The 17,748-nt window shown below is 62.5% G+C and carries 17 protein-coding genes; 7 read left to right on the top strand and 10 right to left on the bottom strand.

The window, feature by feature from the left end; genetic code table 11:
* Positions 1-213 (top strand): IS3 family transposase (locus AC1DMG_RS05305; protein ID WP_477180227.1); only part of this gene is annotated, 213 nt, incomplete at its 5' end.
* Here AC1DMG_RS05305 and AC1DMG_RS05300 read toward each other — a convergent pair.
* Complete coding sequence (locus tag AC1DMG_RS05300; protein WP_477180226.1) at positions 210-515, bottom strand: DUF4262 domain-containing protein; 306 nt, start codon at positions 513-515, stop codon at positions 210-212. The two genes, AC1DMG_RS05305 and AC1DMG_RS05300, sit on opposite strands and share 4 nt — an antisense overlap.
* 140 nt (positions 516-655) lie before the next feature.
* Between AC1DMG_RS05300 and AC1DMG_RS05295 the strand changes: the two genes are divergently transcribed.
* The 3 genes from AC1DMG_RS05295 (at position 656) to AC1DMG_RS05285 (ending at position 3,354) form a co-directional block, all read left to right on the top strand.
* Positions 656-1,798: an acyltransferase family protein gene (locus AC1DMG_RS05295; protein WP_441605319.1), complete on the top strand. Its 1,143-nt coding sequence runs from the start codon at positions 656-658 to the stop codon at positions 1,796-1,798.
* A 309-nt stretch (positions 1,799-2,107) separates the two neighbouring features.
* Positions 2,108-2,953: an alpha/beta hydrolase gene (locus AC1DMG_RS05290; RefSeq protein WP_477180225.1), complete on the top strand. Its 846-nt coding sequence runs from the start codon at positions 2,108-2,110 to the stop codon at positions 2,951-2,953.
* A 245-nt stretch (positions 2,954-3,198) separates the two neighbouring features.
* A complete protein-coding gene (locus AC1DMG_RS05285; protein WP_441605317.1) occupies positions 3,199-3,354 on the top strand; it encodes a hypothetical protein in 156 nt (51 codons plus the stop codon).
* 186 nt (positions 3,355-3,540) lie between these two features.
* Here AC1DMG_RS05285 and AC1DMG_RS05280 read toward each other — a convergent pair whose 3' ends face one another.
* The 5 genes from AC1DMG_RS05280 to AC1DMG_RS05260 form a co-directional block, all read right to left on the bottom strand.
* Positions 3,541-4,071 (bottom strand): DUF3455 domain-containing protein, encoded by a 531-nt coding sequence (locus AC1DMG_RS05280; RefSeq protein ID WP_441605316.1) that lies wholly within the window; start codon positions 4,069-4,071, stop codon positions 3,541-3,543.
* Between the two features lie 400 nt (positions 4,072-4,471).
* Positions 4,472-6,727, bottom strand: coding sequence for a winged helix-turn-helix domain-containing protein (locus AC1DMG_RS05275; RefSeq protein WP_441605315.1), 2,256 nt, complete (start codon positions 6,725-6,727; stop codon positions 4,472-4,474).
* A gap of 154 nt (positions 6,728-6,881) precedes the next feature.
* Entirely contained in the window at positions 6,882-7,106 is a 225-nt protein-coding gene (locus AC1DMG_RS05270) for a DUF3820 family protein (RefSeq protein ID WP_046972055.1), read from the bottom strand.
* Positions 7,103-7,525, bottom strand: coding sequence for a VOC family protein (locus AC1DMG_RS05265; protein ID WP_441605314.1), 423 nt, complete (start codon positions 7,523-7,525; stop codon positions 7,103-7,105). The genes AC1DMG_RS05270 and AC1DMG_RS05265 overlap by 4 nt, the downstream gene beginning before the upstream one ends.
* Before the next feature lie 132 nt (positions 7,526-7,657).
* A complete protein-coding gene (locus AC1DMG_RS05260) occupies positions 7,658-8,290 on the bottom strand; it encodes a CGNR zinc finger domain-containing protein (RefSeq protein WP_441605313.1) in 633 nt (210 codons plus the stop codon).
* Between the two features lie 154 nt (positions 8,291-8,444).
* Between AC1DMG_RS05260 and AC1DMG_RS05255 the strand changes: the two genes are divergently transcribed.
* The 3 genes from AC1DMG_RS05255 (at position 8,445) to AC1DMG_RS05245 (ending at position 10,876) form a co-directional block, all read left to right on the top strand.
* Positions 8,445-9,134, top strand: a complete 690-nt coding sequence (locus AC1DMG_RS05255) for an alpha/beta fold hydrolase (RefSeq protein WP_441605312.1) — start codon at positions 8,445-8,447, stop codon at positions 9,132-9,134.
* An 85-nt stretch (positions 9,135-9,219) separates the two neighbouring features.
* On the top strand, positions 9,220-10,071 hold the full coding sequence (locus AC1DMG_RS05250) for an alpha/beta fold hydrolase (RefSeq protein ID WP_441611313.1): 852 nt from the start codon (positions 9,220-9,222) through the stop codon (positions 10,069-10,071).
* A 34-nt stretch (positions 10,072-10,105) separates the two neighbouring features.
* Positions 10,106-10,876, top strand: a complete 771-nt coding sequence (locus AC1DMG_RS05245) for an SDR family oxidoreductase (protein WP_441605310.1) — start codon at positions 10,106-10,108, stop codon at positions 10,874-10,876.
* A 55-nt stretch (positions 10,877-10,931) separates the two neighbouring features.
* Here the strand turns inward: AC1DMG_RS05245 and AC1DMG_RS05240 are convergent, their stop codons facing one another.
* From AC1DMG_RS05240 to AC1DMG_RS05225, 4 genes are all read right to left on the bottom strand, one after another.
* Positions 10,932-11,702, bottom strand: a complete 771-nt coding sequence (locus tag AC1DMG_RS05240) for a TIGR00266 family protein (RefSeq protein ID WP_441605309.1) — start codon at positions 11,700-11,702, stop codon at positions 10,932-10,934.
* Between the two features lie 99 nt (positions 11,703-11,801).
* On the bottom strand, positions 11,802-14,927 hold the full coding sequence (locus tag AC1DMG_RS05235) for an efflux RND transporter permease subunit (protein ID WP_477180224.1): 3,126 nt from the start codon (positions 14,925-14,927) through the stop codon (positions 11,802-11,804).
* Positions 14,924-16,114, bottom strand: coding sequence for an efflux RND transporter periplasmic adaptor subunit (locus tag AC1DMG_RS05230; protein WP_477180223.1), 1,191 nt, complete (start codon positions 16,112-16,114; stop codon positions 14,924-14,926). The genes AC1DMG_RS05235 and AC1DMG_RS05230 overlap by 4 nt, the downstream gene beginning before the upstream one ends.
* Entirely contained in the window at positions 16,104-17,558 is a 1,455-nt protein-coding gene (locus AC1DMG_RS05225; RefSeq protein WP_441605306.1) for an efflux transporter outer membrane subunit, read from the bottom strand. The genes AC1DMG_RS05230 and AC1DMG_RS05225 overlap by 11 nt, the downstream gene beginning before the upstream one ends.
* Between the last annotated feature and the right edge of the window lie 190 nt (positions 17,559-17,748).

Below are 17,748 nucleotides of genomic sequence, written 5' to 3'. Positions count from 1 at the left end.
CGCTCGGGCAATTGCTGGGACAACTCGGCCATGGAAAGCTTCTTCAAATCGCTCAAGATCGAGCGCACCGACAACAAGGTGTATCGCACGAGGGCTGAGGCAAAAGCCGATGTCTTCGACTACATCGAACGGTTCTACAACAGTAAACGACGCCACTCGACCATCGGCTACCTCAGTCCGATACAGTTCGAGCAGCAGATGGAATTAGCTTAAGGTGGTGTCCACCGAACCGGCCGCAGTCCACTGGCGCAGTACTCATTGATCATGTAGTGAGCCAACTCTCTCCGCAGGCCGATGATGATCAGCTCCGGGCGCCCTATGGAGCGTTCCAAGCCAACGGAATAGCTGAAAGGCGGCAAYTCATCTTCCTCAAACACATGGATGATGTGGCAGCCGTACTTTTCGATGTCGTCAAGACACTTCTTCTCGGCTCGATCCATCGTCGTCATCTCCATCCAGTTCTCACGGGGAATAGTCCGCTTCGGCGCGGCAGCTGGCATTCCCAGCTTGCCCAACGGCCCCATCCTCCGCAATGCGCCACGACAATTCTGGGTTGACGGGCAACCACGGCATCCTGAGATGCGTGCACTAAGACCCAGCCGCAGGCCCGCCTGAAAAGTAGCTATGCTTCCCCGCCATTTCAGGGAGGAACCCCATGCATCGTCTACCAGGCCTGGATCTGCTGCGCGCTGTCGCGATCGTGTCGGTCCTTTGCACGCATGCATGGATTGTCGGCGGCATGGGCTACGGATTTGGCTGGATCGAGGAATACGGCTGGATGGGCGTTGACTTGTTCTTCGTCCTCAGCGGGTACCTGATTGGCCGACAGGTTCTCCTTCGCCACAAGCGCGGTGATGGAGTGGACCTGCGGGCTTTTTACCGGCAGCGGGCCTACCGCATTGTTCCTGCCTATTTGACTGTAGTGGCGCTCTATTTCTTGGTGCCCAACCTGCGGGAGCAAACGGCGATCCAGCCGCTCTGGCAGTTCCTCACCTTCACCATGAACCTGTTTGTCGACCAGCGTGTACTGCACGCGTTCTCATCGGCCTGGTCACTGTGCGTGGAAGAGCACTTCTATCTCATCTTCCCGATCGCGGTGCTTGCCATGGCGCACCGCTTGCGAGCGAAGCACGTGACGATCGTGATGCTTGGCCTGATGCTGGCAGGCATCGCGTGGCGCGCATTCGCCTGGTGGCAATCCGCAACGCCTGACGCGGGCGGCAGTGGTGTGTGGGAGATGGACGGGCGACGCTATATGGAGCTCATCTACTACCCCACCTACGCACGCCTGGATGGATTGCTGTGCGGCGTTGGCCTGGCGATCCTGAGCGTCTACCGGGCATCGCCATGGGAGCGCCTGCAACGACGCCCCGATATGCTCGCGCTTCTTGGATTGGCCTTGGTCTTGTTCGCGGCCTGGATTTTCCGGGACATCCTCACCTTCGCAGCCTGCGTCTTCGGTTTCCCGATACTGTCAGCAGGCATCGCCCTGATCGTTGCCGCCGCCGCAAGTCCCGCCAGCCTCCTCGCTAGAATCAGGTTGCCCGGTACCGCCTGGGTTGCGACCACCTCCTACAGCATCTACCTGAGCCACAAGGCGATGCTCAAGCTGGCTTCAAGGCATCTTCCGGATGACCTCAATCACCGCGGCATCATCACCTTCGCTTGCTGCGTGCTCGTGGCCATCACGGCAGCAGCTCTTTTGCACTATCTCGTCGAGCGCCCGTTTCTTGTCCTGCGCGATCAGCGGCGGCGCATAGGAGTGCCTTTGCCTGTCACTGGGGTCGGCGGCACATAAATGAACGCGTTGCGAGCGCGCTGATGGCGAAGGCTTGGTCCTTCGATCTGCTACTGATTGAGTCAGCTCCGCCCTGGGTCAGCGGCGGACGCTTTTCCGGGAAACGCCACTTTCTGGCCCGCCAGATTTGCGGCCTTGGCAACGCCCGATTTATGCATAGGTGCGCGCTAGCCTGTGGTTTGGCAATCCGCCGACCACATCAGCTGCGAAGAGAGCGCTATGGCCATACGCCGATGGAGACGGATCGCGGCCTGCGGATGCGTCGCACTGGCTTTGCTGGTGGCATCCGCAGCTTGGATGGCGGAGGGCATGCTCATCTCGCCGCAAAGGGAGTCCATCGGCGCAGCGCCGACTGACCTCCCGTTCGAAAGCATATCTATCCAAAGCCTTTCGGGAGCGACGCTGCGCGGATGGTTCGTAGCCGGCACGCCCGGTCGCGGCGCCGTCCTGCTACTCCACGGCGTGCGCGCCAACCGACTGGCGATGCTGCCACGGGCGAGGTGGCTCCATGAGCTTGGATATTCCGTGCTTTTGATTGATTTCCAGGCTGCGGGGGAAAGCTCCGGCCAGTGGATTACTTTTGGGCTGCGCGAATCAGACGACGCCGTCTCCGCCGTTACCTATTTGCGTTCACGGCTGCCGCTTGAACGTATCGGCGTCATCGGGACTTCCATGGGAGGCGCGGCCAGCTTGTTGGCGAGCCCACCGTTGCACGTCGATGCCATGGTGTTGGAGCAGGTCTATCCCAGCATCGATAAAGCCGTGTACGACCGTCTCCTGATCCATCTGAAAGGAGGGGCCTGGCTGTCACCCCTGCTTCTGAAGTCACTCGCCTGGAGAACCGGCATCAAGGCAGAGCAGCTGCGGCCGATTGACCACATTGCCAAGGTTGACGTGCCAAAGCTCCTCATCGTGGGAAGTTCAGACCGTCACACGCACCTTGATGAATCCATGGCGATGTACGCCGCGGCTGCCGACCCTAAAGAGTTGTGGGTCGTCAATGGCGCCCAGCATGTCGACCTTTTTCGATATGGCGCAAATCGCTACAAGGAGCGCGTAGGTCATTTCTTTGCCAAGTGGCTCAGACCTGCCGAACCGGTGGTCACTTCGGATATGAAGGACTTGCCGGCTCAACAGCCGCACCAGGCGCCATAGTCGATGCCCGCCAATCCAGGCGCGCATCGAGCGTTGGAAATCACCTGTGTTCGGGCGACGAATCATCCGCATCCGGTTCGAAGCAGATCGGAAAGCGGACATGCACCGACCCATGGGGCCAATGGCTAGCGCCTTAGCGGCCGCTCCAGAAGCCATCCAAAGAAGTAGTACATCAGCACTCCCCAAAGGACGTCCAGTATGGCGGCCGACCACCCCACGACGTCGTCGGACAAATTGAAAAGGGCGTGGACGTGACCACTGAGAAAGACCAGCAAGTAAGAAACTGGCAACGTCAGAAACTGAAGTATCCACAGCGGATCGCCATCGCCGCGCCCGATGGAAACCAGGCATCGGATCGCGAATGCGAGAAACACGATAGCGAAGACACCGCCGGTTGGTGACCACCTCTTCATGGACCCTTGCTCCTTGCCATGGAAGCTCGGCCTACGTTATCTGCATCAGATCGAAAGACGACAGTTTAAGGAGTTCCGGCATGTCGAAAGCGCATCCTGGTTGCCCTCGCGTGGCCTGCGGCTGTTACGCAACGGGTCCAGGATCAACCCGCAGGAACAACGCCGCACTGGACATCAATTTGATTTGACGTAAAACACATAGGTTGCCGTGTACGGAACGCCGACCTTGGTGCCGGCGTTGGCGGGCGGTGCGGAGGGTGCGGCGCCGCCGGCGGTTGAAACGCGCTGAACATAGGCCACCTTGCTCAAGATGCCGGGCGTGGCGTTAGGCGTCACCTTGATGAGCAGCCAGGGAATATCCGCGTTGGGTTGTTTCGCGGGTACGGTGGCAACCGGCGCATCCTTGTCGCGCACGATCTTGCTGCCGTCGGCGGCCTCCCATGAGGGGCCGGCATAGTGATGAATCACGCCGCCGGGAGCCGTCAGTTCGGCCAGCGGTGCTTCAAAAGTCCATTTCGGTGGCGAGCCCGTTTCGATCGTGCTGGTGTAGATCTGAACGCCGGTGGCCTTGGCCGTGAATGCCACGGTATAGCCGGCGGGCGGCTGCAGCGCAGCAGGTACTGCTTCCTGCGCCTGAGAGGCCGATGCACCGGCGATCAGCCATACAATAGCCGCCACCCATCCGCTTGCGGTCTTCGCGATCATGACTTGTCCTGACTAAGGTGATGATTCCGCATCCGCCCCTCAACGGAGCCACTCCGGGTCAAACGACGGCGCTCGACGCAGTGAGCCCCGCGTCGAGGCAGAGGTGATACGGAAAGGTTGCGATGGCGAGGTTCTACTTGGCGGCTCGCTTCTTTTCCTCTTTGGCCGCCTTCTTTTCCTTCATGGTCTTGGCCGGCTTCTTTTTGTCGCTTTTCTTTGAATCCATACCCTTGCTCATGTCATTTCCTCGTTGCCTGGAGACAGATAGGTGCCGCGGTTTGCGACTTAGGTTGTCAGAGCTTGATCGATAACGTGACGACGCAAGTTAAATGCAGCTTGCATCGATGCTGGCGGCCTGGTTCAAGGCCGACGTTTCATACGATTGCGCCACGCCTGTTGGCTAGCCGCTCGGATACTTCTGCAGCAGCGCCTTGAAGCCTGGCTCATCGCGCAGTGGATCCCAGATCGGATCGACCCGCAGCGACGCACCCGACAAAATGCCGCCCGTCGGCATCGACAGCACGCGATCGAGCAAGGCGATGGCCTGGTCGTGCTGGCCCACTCGCATATAGAGCTGCGCCTGGCAGGCAAGCATGTCCGCGCCGGTGAGTACATCCTTGGTGACCGGCATCAAGGCGACGGCACGCTCGCCCTCCGCGACGGCTTCGGCCTTTTTCCCGAGGCCGGCATAGGCAAATCCCAGGGCGAGATGCAGATCCGGGTCTTCCGGTCGCTCGACAAGGGCGGCGCGCGCTTTCTCAGCCACCGCGGTATATCCCGCGGTCGCCTTGGCCGTGTCTCCGGCCGACTGCGCGGCCCAGGCGATATACAGGCGCCGTGGCAAGACAATATTGTCCGGATCGTCCCAGTCCTCGTTCTTGTCCGCCTCGGCAATCTTGATCGCCCCGGCATAATCGCGTGCCAGCGAACGCTCGAAATACATGCCCATGACGTTGCCGGCGTAGGCGTTGCTCCCCGGCGACAGCGCTGCCAGCGCGGCACGCAGCGGGGCCAGATCGCCCTTCCACATCAGCGTATTGAAGGCCAGCGTCACACGCGCACCGGCAGGATTGCGACTCAATGCGAGAGCAGAGGCATAAGCCCGGTCGGCATCCGCATAGCGATGCATGCTCTGATAAGTCACGCCAAGCTGGTTGAACGCAAATTCGCTATGGGGATCGAGCACAGTGGCCGAGCGAAAGAGCGACACCGCCTCGTCCCAGCGTCCCTGCCGCCTGGCAACCGCGGCGATAAGCAGTTCAACCGTGGCGCTGTTGGGCAACGCCTGCCGGGCCAGCTCAAGCTGGTTGGTGGCAGCGACGTAATCCCGATGCCCCCAGTAGTGATACAGGCCCAGTGCGTAATGTCCCTGCCCCAGTTTCGGCTGCAGCGTCAGGGCGCGATCGGCGGCAGTCTTCGCCTCGACCAGTCGCTCATTCGTGCGATCGGGTCCGAAGAAATACATCTGCATGTTGGCGCGCGCCAGCGCGGCGGCGGCCAGTGCGAAGTGCGGATCCTTTTCCAAGGCCTGCTGATACAGCGAGATCGCCACGGGCAACTCGGTCGATGACAGCACGGGATCATCGTAGGCGCGGTTGGCATGCGCACCGGCCTGCAGATACAGATCGTAGGCTGCCGCGTTGGAGGTTGGCGCGGCATCGATGCGCGCCGTCTCAGCCGAGGTCAACCGTACCTTCAGCGCCTCCGCTACGTTCTGCGCGACTTCGCCTTCCACATTGAAGACATCGTCCAGCGTGCGTGTATAGGCTTTCGCCCAGAGATGATTGCCGCTGGCTGCATCGATCAACTGCACGTTGATCAGCACCTGATCGCCAACCTTCTGCACCGTGCCCTCGAGCAAGGTCGCCACGCCCAGTTCTCGCGCGATGGTTTTCACGTCTTCCGGATGGCTCGGGTACTTTTCGGTCGAGGTGCGCGAGATCACCTTGAGCCCGCCGATGCCCACCAGCTCGGTCAGGATCATGTCTTGCATGCCGCTGGCGAAGTAGGCGTTGCCTTGATCGGTGCTTAGATTCTCAAAGGGAAGCACTGCAACGGATTTGAGATCGACCGCCGCCGACGCGTCTGCGGGACGACGCGCGATTTGATGGCCGCCGAACAGCAGGGCCGCCGCGACGAGCAGCACCGCGACCGCGACGACAACCAGCCGGCCAAATCGACGTGGCTTATCAGTCTCCTCAGGTGCTGCCGGACTCGCATCCGTCGCAACTGGTGGCGCGCCGGCGTCGCTGGCGCGGGGCGGTACGAACGCAAGTGCGGAGGCCGGCAATGGCCTGTCCACCATCAGCTCTTCACGCGATGCGGCTGACCGCACTTGGGCATCGAGTCGAAAGCCGACGCCATGCACGGTGTGCAGATAGCGGCTTTCGTCGCCGCTCTCGCCGAGCGCATGACGCAACATCGCGATGACGCGGCTGAGTACGCCGGGTGTTACGTGGCTATGGCCCCAGACCTCGTCGAGAATTTCATCCCGGCTCAGCACACGGCCAGGCTCTCGTGCCAACAGCACGAGCACGGCGAACGCCTTGCGCTCGAGCCCGACCTCTTCGCCATCGACAAACAAGCGATGGCCCAGGGTATCGATCTCGACCGTACCGAACGCAATCCACGCAGCAGAGGCGGTCTCTGCAGTCATTGGGTCGACCTCCGTCGCCGCGCCCCGACTGGTTCAGGTTACACCAAGTCAGCCGCAAGCCTCGGTGTGGCTCAGGTGTGGATTTCGTTGTCTGCGCAATAACATTCCGCGGGCCAACAAGTTTGCGCTGCAACTAATGCGGCGGGCGCGTGGCTCAGCGGTCCCGCCGCGGCTTCCTCAGCGGATCGAGCAGGGGCTTGAGGCCGTTGTGATCGAGCTCCAGCGCCAGCGCGAGCAAGTTGCCCAGATCGCCGGGCGGAAACCCCTTGCGGGCATACCAGGCGAGATAGGCGCCAGGCAGGTCGGCAATAAGGCGACCCTGGTATTTGCCATAGGGCATGCTCATGGTGACCAGTCGCTGCAGGTCTTCGGGTTTCATCGGGCGAACAACTGCGAGCGATCAGCGAAGGCCTTGAACTCCAGTGCATTGCCGCAGGGATCAAGCAGGAACAGGGTGGCCTGCTCGCCGGGCTGGCCTTTGAAGCGGATGTGCGGCGCCACGACAAAGCGCGTTCCGCTGGCTTCCAGGCGCTGGGCGAGCGAATGCCAGTCGTCCATCGACAGGACAACCCCAAAGTGGCGCACCGGCACGTCGTCGCCATCCACGTCATGCGCGCTCACAGCGCGCGTCTCTTCGGGCGCCAGATGGGCCACGATCTGATGGCCGTAGAAATCGAAATCCACCCAGCTGTCACTGGATCGGCCTTCGGGACAACCGAGCAACTGGCCGTAGAACGCGCGTGCGTTCGCCAGCGAGGTGACTGGAAAGGCGAGATGGAACGGCGGGAGGTCGTGCATGGTGACGCTCGGCGATAAGGGCCCGGCCTTATTACCACCACGCGGCGGTTTCACAAACTCCCAAAGTTTCGCGTGAAACCGATGGCCTGGCGAAGGCAGGCCATCTTGCCGCTCAACGTGACGCTGAGGCGACTACGCAGCTCCCGCTGAAGACTTCTGGCGAAGCCGATGCGCGGCCTGTTTCGCGCGGTTGCCGCACAGCGCCATGCTGCACCAGCGACGGGCATGACCGCGTGTGTGGTCCGCAAAGAGCAAGGTGCAGGTGGGGCCTTCGCAAGCTTTCACGTGGGCAAAGTCTTCATCGCAGACCAGGCGCGCCATCGCTTCGGCAATCGGCAGCAGCAAGGCGTCGGATGAATTCCAGCGCCGCTGCTGCGCGAGCGTGAACACCATCGACTCGCCATGCGACCCGGCAACGATTTCGCTGTAGCGCTCGTCGCGCTTGAGCAGGCTATTGAGCGGCTCAAGCGCCGCCAGATCGGCGGGCTGCAACGCACGCCCCTTGTGCTGGCGAACAAAACCACGGAACCACTCCCGCAGCGCCCTCGCCTGCCCGGCCAGCCGATCGATCTCCCCGGGGATCGCGCGCTCACGCGCCGACCGCAACACCTCGGCGGGCACCAGCTGCGCCTGCGCGAGCCAACGCAACAGTCCTTCGCCGTCTGCCAGCCAATCGACCGGCGTGTCCGCCGGCGTGGCCACGGAGTTGAGGAAATCCAGTCCGAGCGAATCGGCCAGGAATAGAGCGGGCATGGGCTGTGACATGGGGTTCTCCTGCGGCCAAAGGTAACCGGCTAAAAAGTGCTTGACAAGTTACATTGACGATCATAACCTCCAAACCGAAGTTGAGGCGGTTACTTAAATCTCAAGCCAGCAGTTCAGGTTTCTTCGTCATCAAACCTCATGGGAGTGGGCACAAATGAACGCGACAGCAAAGACGGTAGTGCTGGTTCACGGGGCCTGGGCGGATCCGTCCAGCTGGGACGGGGTGGTCAAACTACTCCGCTCAAAGCACATTGATACGGTTACGGTGAGTTTGCCCCTGCTGTCCCTGGCCGGCGATGTCGCGGCATTGGACGACGTGCTCGAGCGCATCCCCGGGCCGGTCGTACTGGTGGGGCACGCCTATGCGGGTGCGGTGATCGCCGCTACCCAGAGCCCCAAAGTGGCAGCGCTGGTCTATATCGCCGGCCTGGCGCCGGACGAGGGCGAGACGGTCGCGGAGGTGTTCAACCGCTATCCGCACGACGACAAGGCACCCGCGCTGGCGCCGGGTCAGGACGGCCTGTTCTGGTTGCCGGCGGAGGCGTTTGCCACCGCGTTCGCGCAGCACGCCACGGCGCAACAACAGCAGGCGCTGGCCGCGTCGCAGCGCCCCATCTCGCCAGCGGCGATTACCGTGCCGGTGGGACGACCGCTATGGAAGAAGGTGCCGGCCTGGTATCTGGTGGCGCAGCACGACCACATGATTCCCGAGAAAACGCAGCGCTTCATCGCCGAGCGCATGCATGCGCACACCACGATTCTTCCCGTCGATCACCTGCCCAGCGTCACGGCGCCGTTGCCGGTCGCGGAACTGATCGCCGATGCCGTGCGACACACCGCCTGACTCACCGACGAATCACTCAACGACTCATCTGGCGCCTTGATGCCATCCCCCGCTGCAACGTCATCCCTATCGAAGGAGCATTGCCATGTCACACATTCACTATCGCACCGCGTCGGCCGACGGCTTCAATATTTTCTATCGTGAAGCAGGCACTCCGGGTAAGCCCAAGCTGCTGCTGCTGCATGGATTCCCGAGCTCGGGCCATATGTTTCGCGATCTGATTCCCCTGCTCAGCGACGACTTCCATATCGTTGCTCCCGATCTGCCGGGCTTCGGCCTGTCGGACATGCCGCCGCGCGAGCAGTTCAAGTACACCTTCGATCATCTCGCTGACGTGATCGATCGCTTCACCGAAGTAATCGGCTTCGACCGCTACGCCGTCTATGTATTCGACTACGGCGCGCCCACGGGCTTTCGTCTCGCGGTGAAACATCCCGAACGCATCACCGGCATCATCTCGCAGAATGGCAATGCCTACGTGGAAGGCCTGAGCGAGGGCTGGAATCCCATTCGTGCGTACTGGGAAAACCCGAACGCGGCGAACCGCGACGCCTTGCGCGCCTTTCTTGCACCGGAGAGCACGCGCTGGCAGTACACCCATGGCGTGCCGGATGAGTCGCTGGTGTCGCCCGATGGCATCGCGCTGGACAACTACTACCTGGCACGCGAAGGCGCTCATGACGTGCAACTGGATCTGTTCCTCGACTACCAGAGCAATGTGGCGCTCTACCCCACCTTCCAGGCGTATTTCCGCCAGCACCAGCCGCGCTTCCTGGCAGTGTGGGGCAACCACGATCCGTTCTTCCTGCCGCCGGGCGCTGAGGCATTCAAGCGCGATATCCCGCAGGCACAGGTGAGCTTTTTCGAGACGGGCCATTTCGCGCTGGAAACCCATGCGCGCGAGATCGCCCAGGCCATCCGCAGCTTCTTCGCCTGAGATGGCGTGGGAACACTGACGCCAGGAGCACATCATGTCGCTGAAAACCGCGCTCGTCACCGGGGCCAGTCAAGGCATCGGCCAGGCCACCGCCATTCGATTGGCCAAGGATTTCGAGGCTCTCGTGCTGGTTGCGAGAAATCGCGAACACCTGGCTGAAACGGCGGCGACCGTCGAAGCCCTGGGCGCCAGGACCTTGATCATCGACCTCGACCTTGCAGAGAAAACCGCCGCCAAAGCCGTCGTCAAGCAGACGCTGTCGACCTTCGGCCGCATCGATGCCCTGCTCAACATCGCAGGCGCGGTGCCACAGATCGACCTGTTCGAGATGACCGACGAACAATGGGACGACGGCATGGCATTGAAGCTGCACGGTGCACGGCGCCTCACCATCGAAGCGTGGGAGGCGCTGAAACAATCGAACGGCGCCGTCGTCTTTACCTCGGGCAACTCGGCCATTTTCCCGAAGGCGCCCTACGCCGCGGTGGGCACCATCAACGCCGCCATTGCCGCACTGTCGAAGGCATTCTCCGATCGCGGCATTGCCGATGGCGTGCAGGTGAACAGCGTGTTGCCGGGCCCGGTGATGACCGGTCGCCGCCGCTCCTACCTGGAGCACTGGGCCCCGCTGCACAACATGACCGTGGACGAAGCGATGGAACGCTTCCCGCGCGAGGCTGGCATCGCCCGTTACGGCACGCCGGAGGAAATCGCCGAACTGATGGCGTTCCTGGTATCGCCGGCAGCCCGATGGATGACGGGATCCATGCTGCGCATGGACGGCGGTGAAGTGAAATCGGTATAGCCATCGTGGCGCCCGGTGCGACTTGCATCGAGCGCCACTGTGTCGGGCCTACCGATCAGTTGTCGTCGCCACTCAACAGCGAACCCACGATGCCGCCAAGCAATCCACCGCCGATGGCTGCACGCCCACCACCGCCCTCGCTACTGGGCATGTATTCGGCAATCTGATGCGCCAGGCGGGAGATGGGCAGCGTCTGCAACCACACCGTGCCGGGGCCGGTCAGCGCCGCCAGAAAGATGCCGTCGCCGCCAAAGATGGCGTTCTTGATGCCCGGCACGGTGGTGATCTGAAAACTGACCGACGCCTGGAACGCACCCACGTGGCCGGGATGAACGCGCAGTGTCTCGCCGGGTGCGAGGTCCTTGCGAATGAGTTCGCCCGACAGTTCAAGCCACGCCGTACCTGAGCCGCCGATCTTCTGCAGCCTGAAGCCGTCACCGCCAAAGATGCCTGCACCCAGCGACTGCTGAAAACCGACGCCGATGGTCACCTCCGGCGTGGCGCAAAGAAAACCATGGCGGTGCACCAGGTACTCATTACCCGGGCTCACCGATACCGGCACGATATGTCCCGGCACCTTGGTGGCAAAAGCCACCTCGCCGGGCGACTGCACGGCACGGTACTCGGTCATGAACAAGCTGCCGCCGCCGACCACGCGCTTGAACATGCCCATCAGGCCACCGCCGCCGCCCATCTGGGTATGCGTGGTCATCTGGATCGACGCCGTCATCCAGGAAAGCTCGCCGCTCTCGGCGAAGATGCTGTCGTTCGGCTCCAGCCGAACTTCCAGCACCGGCATCACCGTGCCTTGTATGCGTGTCTGCATGGGGTGTACTCCTGATCATGAAGGGTTATCGATGGTGATTTGAACGTGCCTGACAAGCAGCACGTGAATCTCAATGGGTGCGCCGGCATGGCAGCGACCTCACACTTCAAGCCTGTCATCCGGTCGTGCGACCAGGGCGTACAGCACGGGCATGAGGAATACGCTGATCAACAGTCGCGTGAACAGGCCGCTGACAATCACCAGGGCGAACGGTCGTTGTGTATCTGTGCCAACGCCGGTGGCGAGCGCTGCAGGCAGCAGGCCTAGCGCGGCGACCAGGGCCGTCATCATGATCGGACGCAAGCGCAGGATCGCACCCTCGCGGATGGCATCAGTGAGACTGGTTCCGCCGCGGCGAAGTTCGTTGACGTAGGAGATGTAGACCACCGCGGTCTGCACCGACACGCCAAACAACGCCAGAAAACCGATGCCCGAGGACACCGAGAATGGTGTACCCGTAATCCACAGCGCAACGATGCCGCCCACCGGCGCCGACAGCAGCACGCCCAGCACGGTGATGAACGGAAACTTGAAGTTGCTGTACAGCGTGAACAGCAGCAGGAAGATCAAGGCCAGCGTCAGCGGCAGGATGACATTCAACTGCGCACGCGAGGCGGTGTACTCGGTGTACTCGCCGCCCCAGTCGAGGCGATAGCCCTGCGGCAGCTTGACCTTGCCGTTGACCTGTTGAATGGCGTCTTCCACGGCGCCAGCCAGATCGCGGCCCTCGACCGAGAACTGCACGCCGATATAGCGCGAATTGTTTTCGCGATAGATGAAGGACGCACCATTGGTTTCGCGGATATCGGCAAACTCCTTGAGCGGAATCTGCTGTCCTGCCGGCGTGGTCACCAGGATGTTCCTGATCTCTTCGGGATTGTCGCGGTACTGCTGCTCGAGTCGCACCACCAGATCGAACTGCCGTTCGCCCTGCACTACCTGGGTGGCCACGTCGCCACCGATCGCCGTTTCGATCACGCCGTTGATGTCGGACACGTTCAAGCCGTAGCGGGCGATTTTCGCGCGGTCGACGTTGATGCTCAGGCTGGGCTGGCCCAGCTCCTGCACCAGGGTCACGTCACGGATGCCGCGCACGTGTTCAAGCACCTGCTTGATGCTCTTGCCTTTCTGTTCCAGCGTGTTGAGATCGGAGCCGAAGACCTTCACCGCCAGCGCACTTTTCAGCCCGGTCTCCGCTTCGTCCACCGCATCTTCGGCCGGTTGCGTGTAGTTGAAAATGATGCCGGGGAAGGCCTGCAATTTCTTGTTGATGGCCTCGATCAGGGCGGCCTTGTTGCGATACGTCCCGGTCCACTGCGAATAGGGCTTCAGGCCCACGTAGAACTCGACGTTGAAGAAGCCGGTGGAATCGGTGCCGTCATCGGGGCGACCCAGTTCCGAGGCCACGGTGGTGACTTCGGGAAACGATCGCAGCACCTGCCGCACCTGGGGCGTGATCTTCGACGCTTCCTCGAAGGAGATGGTGTAAGGCATGGTGGCGCGCACCCAGAGCGCGCCTTCGTCCAGCTGCGGCATGAACTCCGCACCGATGCGCGGTATCAGCAGCAGCGAAAGGGCGAGCACGATGGCCGACGCGATCGCCGTGCCCCACGGACGGGCAAGGCAGAAGTCGAGGCCCTTCACGTACACCGACTTGATCGCCTCGAACACGCGGTTGCGCCGCTCCTGCACGCCTTTTCGCATGAACACCGCGCACAGCACCGGCAGCAAGGTCAGCGTGATCACCAGCGAGCCGATCAGCGCGAAAATCATGGTGTCGGCCATCGGCTTGAACAACGTACCCGAGGGCCCGGACAAGACATAGATCGGCAGGAAGCTGACCACGATCACTGCCACCGCATAGAACAGCGGACCATCAACCTCAGCGGCGGCGTCGCGGATGATCTCCTTCACATTGAGCGGCGTGCCGCGGCGCTCGGCGATCTGGCGGAAGATGTTCTCCACCATCACCACGGCCGCATCGACCAGGATGCCGAAGTCGACCGCGCCGATCGACAGCAGGTTCGCCGAGGCGCCCTGCAGGTCAAGGCAGATGAAGGCGAACAGCAGTGCCAGCGGAATCGTGGTGGCTACGATCAGCCCCGCACGAAAATCGTAGAGAAAGAAGATCAGGATGACGACGACCAGCAGCATGCCGCGAAGCAGGTTCTCTTCCACGATCTTGGTGGTCAGCGTGATCAGATCGGTGCGGTCGTAGAACGGAACGACTTTCACGTCCTTGGGCAGGATCTCGTCGTTGAGTTGTCTGGTTTTTGCCTCGACCCGCTTGAGCACGTCCTGCGTTTTTTCGCCGGTACGCAACAGGATCACGCCTTCCACGGCATCGTCCTGCTTCTCGTAGCCGAACTCGCCCAGGCGTGGCGCGATGCCGATCACGACGCGTCCCACATCCTTCACCAGCACCGGGACGCCGTCGTGCACCGCGACCACCACGTTGCCGATGTCCTCCAGCGTTTCCACGCGGCCCGCACCACGCACGTAATAGAACTGGCCGCCCTGCGAGTAGAAACCGCCGCCTGCGTTGGCGTTGTTGGCGGCGAGTGCGGCTTCCACCTGCACGGCTGACAGGCCGACCGCGGCAATCTTGGTCTGGTCCAGCAACACCTGATATTGCATGGTGCCGCCGCCGAATCCCGAATCGTCCGCCACACCGGGCACGGATCTGTACTGCGGCTCGACCGTCCAGTCCTCGAGCGTCTTGAGCTCCATCGGTGAGCGATCGGTGCTCTGCAAGACGTAGCGATAGATCAGCCCCGACGGCGCCGACAGTGGCGATACCGAGGGCGTCACGCCGCTGGGCAGGCTCAGGTCGCCGAGTCGATTGAATACCTCCTGGCGAGCGAAGTTGTTGTCCGTGCCCGTCTCGTAAGTGAGGATCACGTCGGACAAGCCGTAGAGCGAAATCGAGCGTGTCGTGGTGGTCTTGGGCACGCCGTTCATGCCCAGCTCGACCGGCACGGTGATCAGCCGCTCCACCTCCTCGGCGGTGTGCCCTGGCCACTGCGTGATGATTTCCACGATGGGCGGCGAGAGGTCGGGATACGCATCCACCGGCAAACGCCGCAGCGAATGGGCGCCCGCTCCCGTCAACAGCAGCGTCATCAGGATCACGAGAAACGGCTGGCCCAGCGACGCGGACACGATCCGGTTCATCATCGACGTCGTTCGCGACGGCGACACGGCGGGAGGAAGTTGGTCGCTCATTGGTTTTGCATGAACTGCACGAAGATGCCGCCATCCACCACGACCTGCTCGCCCGCCTTCAGGCCGGCGGGAATATCGAACTGGTCGCCGGTGCGATGCCCCAGGGTCACGGATCGCCGTGCGTAGCTGCCGTCAGGCTGGGCCACGTAGACAAACGGCAGGTTTTCATCGTCGCGCAGCAGTGCCGACACCGGCACGAGCAAGCCGCTGGTGGGCTGACGCGAGTGGATTTGCACGGCGACGTAGGCCTGCTTCTTCAGCGCGCCTTGCGGGTTGTCGACGACCACGCGCGCGGGCACCAGCCGCGTGTCCGAATTCACCAGCGCCGAGATTTTGGTGACTGTGCCCGTCAGGTGCTTCGGGTCAACGCCGGTGCTCACGTCGGCGGGATCGCCCACGTTCACCGAGGCGACGTCGGAATTGGCGACCTGCGCCATCACCCATACGCGCGACATATCTGCCACCGTGAAACACGGCGTAGTGCCGGCCTGAAGCAGCTGGCCGGGCGAGATCTGCCGATCCACCACGGTGCCGGCGATCGGTGAGCGGATCACGCCGCCGACAGGCGCGATGGATTGGCCCTGCTCGACGGCCTTGATGACCTTCGGGTCGACATTGAGCGCAACCAGCGCTTTCAAGGCAGCGTCCGCATCCGCGTCGGCATTGGCGGCATCGGCCTGCGCCTGATCTTCTTCGCGCTTGGCGACACCTTGATGGTCGACCAGGTCTTTTTCCAGGTCGGCGAGGCGGCGCGCTGTGTGCGCGGTCGTCAGCGCCTTGCGATACGCCGTGATCGCCGCGGCGAAATCCGGCGAATCCACCAGGGCGAGCGGATCACCTTTGTTGACGTGATCACCGATGTCGACCAGCAGCCGTGTGACTGGACCGGAGAACGGCGCGAGCACGGCCGTGGCCTGCTCGTTGTTGAAATCCACCGAACCGGTGGCTTCGATCGTTCGCTGATATTGGGATCGCTCGACGCTGGCGAGGCGGACGTGTTTGCGCTGATCCGGCGTCAGGGTGACATTGGTGGGCGTGATCGAGGCCGCCGGTGCGCCGTCATCCGTCTTGCTGGAACAACCAGAGGCCAGCCCACTAGCCGCGAGCAGCAGGGCGATGGTGGAGAGGCGAGCGCATGCTGTCCCGCGCCACGGTGATGGCGCTCCCCGAAACGCATTATTTTTCATTTCTGTCCTGGGCTAGATCCGCGCGATTCCACCAGCCGCCACCGAGCGCCTGAAACAGCGCCGCCGTGTCGGCATAGCGATTGGCCTGGGCTTGCACCAGATTGATTCGCGCCTGCTGATAGGTCTGTTCTGCATTCAACAACGACAGATAGTCCGCGTAGCCGGCCTTCCATTGGCGCTGCGACAAGTCCAGCGTGCGCTTGGCGGCTTGCTCGGCCGCCGCCGCCGCCTTCAGTCCCGCTGCATCCTGGTCCAGTGCCACCAGCGAGTCGGCGACGTTCTGGAAGGCGGTCATCACCGTGCTGCGGTATTGCTCGGCTGCCTGCACGTAGGCTGCCTTGGCGGCGCGCTCCTGGTGCAACAAGGTGCCGCCCTGGAAGATCGGCGCCGTGATATCCGCGCCAATGCCCCAGAAACCGGTGCCCGACTTGAACAATTGATTCATCGCCAGTGCGGTGCTGCCGGTGTTGGCGCTCAACACGATATTGGGCAGGCGGTTGGCAGTGGCGACGCCGATCTGCGCACTGGCTGCATGCATGTTGGCCTCGGCCTGGAGCACGTCGGGGCGCTGCGCCACGAGCGTCGAGGGCAGGCTCACCGGAAGCTCCTGCGGCAACTGCAGCTTGGCCAGATCGAAAGACTGCTCCGATGCCTGACTCGGGAACTGGCCCACCAGCACGGCGAGCAGATCACGCTGCTGCGCCAGCTGCTTGAGCAGCGGCGGCAGCGTGGCGTTGGTTTGCGCCAGCTGCGATTCCTGCGCGGCCAGATCCAGTCCGCTGGCGTAACCCTTGGCGGATTGATCGCGCAGGATCTGCACCATATGCGTATTGATCTCCACCAGCTCGCGCGTCGCATCCACCTGCGCCTGCAGCGCAGCGAGCTGCACGGCGGCGGCCACCACATTGGTGCTCAAGGTGATCTGCGTGGCAATCATCTGGAAGCGGACTGCTTGTTCCTGCGCCTGTACCGATTCCACGGTTCGGCGATTCAGGCCGAAAATATCGGGCGCATAAGCGACGCTGACCTGCGGGGTGAACAGGTTGTATTGGAAGGTGTCCGAGTTGGGCGTCGGCGAGATGGTGCCTGACTGCCGCTGGCGGCTGGCCGAGAAGCTCGCGGCCACGCTGGGGTAGTAGCTGCCGCGTTGCGCCAGCACATTTTCCCTGGCCACCGACAACGCCGCTTGCGCCGCCTTCAGGTCGTGGTTGTTGGCCAGGGACTGCTCAATCAATTCGTTGAGCGCCTTGGAGTGGAACAGCGTCCACCAATCCCCGGGGATATCGCCGCCCGTCGCAAAGCGCTGTGCCTCGCCGCCAGCCACATGCTCGGTCGCGACCGTGCTGGCGACCGGATGGCTGGTGTATTCGCTTACCTCGGGCGCGGCGGGCCGCTTGAAGTCGGGCCCGACGGCGCAACCGGCCATCAGCGATGAGACCACCATCGCGACCAGGCACCGACGGCGTAGCTGCCAATGAGCGAACCCCGAAACAGGCATAGCCAGATCAACTCTCCCCAGCGGATTCAGCGACCCGGGCGAAAGCGGACGCCCGGCGCTGCCATGAACGCCTGCGCCAAGCCATGCTTCGTGCCCTCCCCGCGCGGAGATATAGCACAGGCGTGACGAACATCCT

This window comes from Dyella sp. 01N36 (assembly GCF_056399745.1).
This window is presented reverse-complemented; position numbering and strand designations above follow the sequence as displayed.

Excerpts from the sequence above, each read along its gene's own strand:
- AC1DMG_RS05295 (WP_441605319.1), top strand. The coding sequence starts at position 656 with ATGCATCGTCTACCAGGCCTGGATCTGCTGCGCGCTGTCGCGATCGTG.
- AC1DMG_RS05290 (WP_477180225.1), top strand. The coding sequence starts at position 2,108 with ATGCTCATCTCGCCGCAAAGGGAGTCCATCGGCGCAGCGCCGACTGAC.
- AC1DMG_RS05280 (WP_441605316.1), bottom strand. The coding sequence starts at position 4,071 with ATGATCGCGAAGACCGCAAGCGGATGGGTGGCGGCTATTGTATGGCTG.
- AC1DMG_RS05275 (WP_441605315.1), bottom strand. The coding sequence starts at position 6,727 with ATGACTGCAGAGACCGCCTCTGCTGCGTGGATTGCGTTCGGTACGGTC.
- AC1DMG_RS05270 (WP_046972055.1), bottom strand. The coding sequence starts at position 7,106 with ATGAAACCCGAAGACCTGCAGCGACTGGTCACCATGAGCATGCCCTAT.
- AC1DMG_RS05265 (WP_441605314.1), bottom strand. The coding sequence starts at position 7,525 with ATGCACGACCTCCCGCCGTTCCATCTCGCCTTTCCAGTCACCTCGCTG.
- AC1DMG_RS05260 (WP_441605313.1), bottom strand. The coding sequence starts at position 8,290 with ATGTCACAGCCCATGCCCGCTCTATTCCTGGCCGATTCGCTCGGACTG.
- AC1DMG_RS05255 (WP_441605312.1), top strand. The coding sequence starts at position 8,445 with ATGAACGCGACAGCAAAGACGGTAGTGCTGGTTCACGGGGCCTGGGCG.
- AC1DMG_RS05250 (WP_441611313.1), top strand. The coding sequence starts at position 9,220 with ATGTCACACATTCACTATCGCACCGCGTCGGCCGACGGCTTCAATATT.
- AC1DMG_RS05245 (WP_441605310.1), top strand. The coding sequence starts at position 10,106 with ATGTCGCTGAAAACCGCGCTCGTCACCGGGGCCAGTCAAGGCATCGGC.
- AC1DMG_RS05240 (WP_441605309.1), bottom strand. The coding sequence starts at position 11,702 with ATGCAGACACGCATACAAGGCACGGTGATGCCGGTGCTGGAAGTTCGG.
- AC1DMG_RS05235 (WP_477180224.1), bottom strand. The coding sequence starts at position 14,927 with ATGAGCGACCAACTTCCTCCCGCCGTGTCGCCGTCGCGAACGACGTCG.
- AC1DMG_RS05230 (WP_477180223.1), bottom strand. The coding sequence starts at position 16,114 with ATGAAAAATAATGCGTTTCGGGGAGCGCCATCACCGTGGCGCGGGACA.
- AC1DMG_RS05225 (WP_441605306.1), bottom strand. The coding sequence starts at position 17,558 with ATGGTGGTCTCATCGCTGATGGCCGGTTGCGCCGTCGGGCCCGACTTC.